Genomic DNA, 3,765 nt, shown 5'->3' with positions numbered 1-3,765 from the left:
GGATTGCTGCAGATCAGAAGCCTTCTGAGTGATTGCAGCTCTGGTTTGAGCAGGTATAACCTGCCCTGGTATTAGCTAGCATGAGTCAATTGAGTCTATTCATGATGCCTGCTAGTAGGCGGACGGCTACATAAAACGCTGAAATTAGCAGAATTAGCCTTTTTGTTTTCGAGTTACCCAATTGACTAACCTATAAGTTACCATTTAATTAATCTCATCCCTAAATTGGGGGCGATTGTGGGCTACCGACCTGTTCGCCTGCAAGCTCTTATGGGTTAGTCAAAACGTTGGTGCGCCTAGTGCCAACGTTTTTTTATGTGTCCAAACTACACATTCTGAGTCTCAACAATACCGACGTGAATCTAACCCATAAGAACACGTACATCATAGAGAAAGTATTGGCCCCATCCTCTGGGAGGATGGGGTTCTTTTTTTTCAGCGAAAACTGACCTTAACGTGCCTGGTTAAGCCTCAATGCGTATGGATATTATTACGAAAAGGAGGCTTAGGGTTATTCAACAAATATGATTTAGCTAACATTTATCCCTTTTTATTGCTTTTAGGGATATGAGTCCGATCCAACCTATCCCCAGCACGGGCCTTTCGCTCACGGAGTCGAGTGGACGCCAACTACTTCAATCCTCCATTGCCGAGTATGTTTCCTTTCTGCGTCGTCAGCCTGCCATCTGTGGCACGCCTGAGCAACATGAGGCACTGATTAAGCATGTGGCTAAAGGTCACGAATTAATCAAGCTGGTCGCCTCCGAACGACTGAAGATTACCCGCCAGCTTGATAAGCAGAAACACGACTGGATGCAGATCGAGAAAGAGATGACTGCCCCTATCCTGACAGCTATACAGCCCCTTAAGGACGCTGTTGAGCATTACAACCGGGAGTTGCTTCGAGTGCGTGAACACCAGCAGGCTGAAGCGGCTCAGCAAGCCTCTGCGACTCCTACTGGCGATACCAACTGGCTCACACCCGAGGTTTCTCTGGCGGCCATGCCCAAGGGTGTACAACTAAAGTGGGCCTTTGAGATTGTCGACCCTAATCAGGTGCCCAATGGCTACTGGATTATTGATGAAGCTGCGATTAAAGCTGATATCGCGAATGGTGCGCGGGACATACCAGGTGTACGGATTTACGAAGAGGCTATCACTACCTACCGTAAATGAAGTAAATAGATGATCAGTAGTGGATAGTACAGATCTGTTGCTCGTTGTACCGGGTCTTTTTGGATGAGTATTGGGCTCATAAAGCGGAGCTACCTTGACCATACCCCAACCACCTACTGGAGGCTACACAAAAAAGAAGATGGCGCGAAGTTGCCAAAATTAGATGATTACCTCTTGCCAATCTTTACCCGCTTTTCGTGGGTAGCTAGCTCAAAGCAATGACCATGCATGAAGAACTAAACCATCAACTCGCATTCGAATTAAGTGCTTTCAAAGGCCTAGCCCCAACCAGTAGCGCTGCCGACATTACTAAGGCGTACGACCGGATTCTGGACCTCGTCCAATCGTTGATGCTAACCAATGAAGATCCCGATGCACATGCCCGGGCCTGGAGCCTTCTAAGAGACGATGCTTATAAGTACCTGTCAGAAGTTCAGGAAGGCAATCCAAAGGCTATGGATGAGTTGAAATACAAAATGAATCAGGTTGGCGAACTACTTTTTATCGTCTAGCAACGAGCAAGTTCAAGCCTATTGGGAAGCCCAGTTAGACAGGTAATGCCACTAGCCATAAGTAGTGGCTTATTACTTGCCTTCTAGTTGACTAATGCGTTGCGTATGTTCTTGATCAACGGCTAACTTTCTGTTAGCCGTTAAGAGCCTGATGGCGCGATCAATTAGCAACCAAAACCTTAAGAATCAAGCGTAGCTATTGCGTACATAAATAATGATTGTTAAAAGTAGAGACTTTGGTTGGGAAATTATCCACCAGCAAGCCCATGGGCTATTAGCCTTCCAACTAGCGCTTCACTGGCTGCCTGACAATAGGCCCATTCATTGGGTGGAAACTCTGGTAGCAATCACGGAACATGATGATGGGCAGGATACCTGGCAAGGGCGCCATCATCTAACTCAAGCGGGGGCGCCAATGGATTTTCAAATCCAGCACTACTCGGTAGCTCAAGCCCGTCGAATGGTAGAAATCGCTTTAGAAAAGAGCCGATGGAATGCGCTGATGGTATCGATGCATGCTTCCTTTCTGTACGAGCCGATGCGACACGAACGAAAAGAAATGGCTGAATTTCTGGATCAGCAACGTAATAACCAGCGAGATTGGCGACGAGCCATGAAGGCGACTAAGCAGCAGGCTCAGTATGCTTATGCTTTCCTGCAATGGTGTGATGCCTTTTCATTAATACTGTGTCAGGATCTTGTCCCACCCATGGGTCGGCGACTTGAGATTAGTCCGGGGCCAGAAGATAGGCCTTATTTTGTCTTCAGGCAATCTGATGGATCGTTATGCGTTGATCCTTGGCCCTTTGAAACGAAAACGTTTGCCGTGGGTATAGAGTGCTTTCAACTAAAGCAACTAGCCTTCAAGAGCGATCAAGAGCTGTACGAAACTATCCAACAGGCTGAGGTCCTCAGACAAGAATGGATACTAACCGCACAATAGCCAATGGAAAAGAAAAAGAACTACCGACAAGACAACTCTTTTAATAACATGGAGTCAATAAAGACTGTAGTAGGCTTTTAAACCTATTCAGATGGCAGCGATCTCGATGTTACGCCCGGCTTGAGGCCCTATGCAGCCCCTGAAAGATGCCGTTGAATATTGGAATCGGGAACGACGCCGGGTGGGGAACTTATCGGTGGCCTTTGCAGTATCAACCGCCTAGGTTTGCCATTAATCCCTTTCTGGGTCAGCCCTGGCTTTTTTAATGCATCGGTTTTTGTTTATTTAATGACTTCTGAATAGAATTATGCTCAACTCACCACTAACTCTTTGGAATTATCTTTGGACTTGCTGTCAAGCCTACTTGACCCAGTGGGTACACAAGCAGCCCCAGGAAGGGGGCCAGGCCAGTACCTGGCCTGGGGAGGCCGATGCTCCTGATCTTGATCAGGTGTTTGCGAATGGGCAGGCTCCTGAATAACCTGATCATACAGAGCTATTGTCTGCTTGTAGGAGGTTTAAACCTAAAAAAACCCCCAACTGGGTAGCGGGGGATTTTCATAGTAAAAGGTGCCAAATCTGTTAATTATCACTCCGCTGCGTCCAGTTCACCTCCTCCTGCATGGCCTTGATGCGTTCCTTGAACTTGAGCTTCCAATCAGTTGTCTTTACTACCTGAACCAAACCGGGCAATCAGGGCTGAATCTCGCATGGTTCCTTCTGGCTGCTTTTCTACATAGTGTTTGAGCCAGGCTTCGCGGTTAATGATGTCCAAAAAGCTAAGATTTGCCTTCGCGGGAACTCTGGGCATAACACCCAGATAGTTCGTACAATGAAACAAAACAGGAGTGATTAGCTTTCCTTCAACCTCTTTAGGGACTACCGTAAATACATTGATGTGAGCCGGCACACTGTACGGCACAAATAGAAAGTCCGCCAGTTGGGCATGCTTAGACAGGGGAAGAAGTACCTTCTGATTGTCAAATTCGGCGAACGCATTGATCAAAAACTGCCATCCCTCAGCCTGACCCGAAATAAACACTTCACCATCTTTATTACAGCCCAGTAGGGCTATTCCGCCCTGAGTCAGTGGGGGACCACACAGTAGCCCCCCTTCGCTGACATCAATAATTA

4 protein-coding genes are annotated in these 3,765 nt (G+C 47.2%); 3 read left to right on the top strand and 1 reads right to left on the bottom strand.

Translation table 11 applies throughout. The features are described 5' to 3' along the window. The first annotated feature begins 567 nt into the window (after positions 1-567). The 3 genes from GO755_RS40495 to GO755_RS40485 all read left to right on the top strand — a co-directional run bounded on the left by GO755_RS40495 (position 568) and on the right by GO755_RS40485 (position 2,631). Entirely contained in the window at positions 568-1,176 is a 609-nt protein-coding gene (locus GO755_RS40495; RefSeq protein WP_157591147.1) for a hypothetical protein, read from the top strand. 224 nt (positions 1,177-1,400) lie between these two features. Continuing rightward, entirely contained in the window at positions 1,401-1,688 is a 288-nt protein-coding gene (locus GO755_RS40490; RefSeq protein ID WP_157591146.1) for a hypothetical protein, read from the top strand. Between the two features lie 214 nt (positions 1,689-1,902). Further along, entirely contained in the window at positions 1,903-2,631 is a 729-nt protein-coding gene (locus GO755_RS40485) for a DUF3891 family protein (RefSeq protein WP_157591145.1), read from the top strand. A gap of 658 nt (positions 2,632-3,289) precedes the next feature. On the opposite strand, the gene GO755_RS41195 is transcribed toward GO755_RS40485, so the two are convergent. Further along, on the bottom strand, positions 3,290-3,765 hold a 476-nt coding region (locus GO755_RS41195; RefSeq protein ID WP_198175091.1), incomplete at its 5' end, for a hypothetical protein.

This window comes from Spirosoma arboris (assembly GCF_009754945.1).
Taxonomy (GTDB): domain Bacteria; phylum Bacteroidota; class Bacteroidia; order Cytophagales; family Spirosomataceae; genus Spirosoma; species Spirosoma arboris.
Note: the sequence above shows the minus strand (reverse complement) of the source record. Positions and strands in the feature narration are given on the sequence as shown.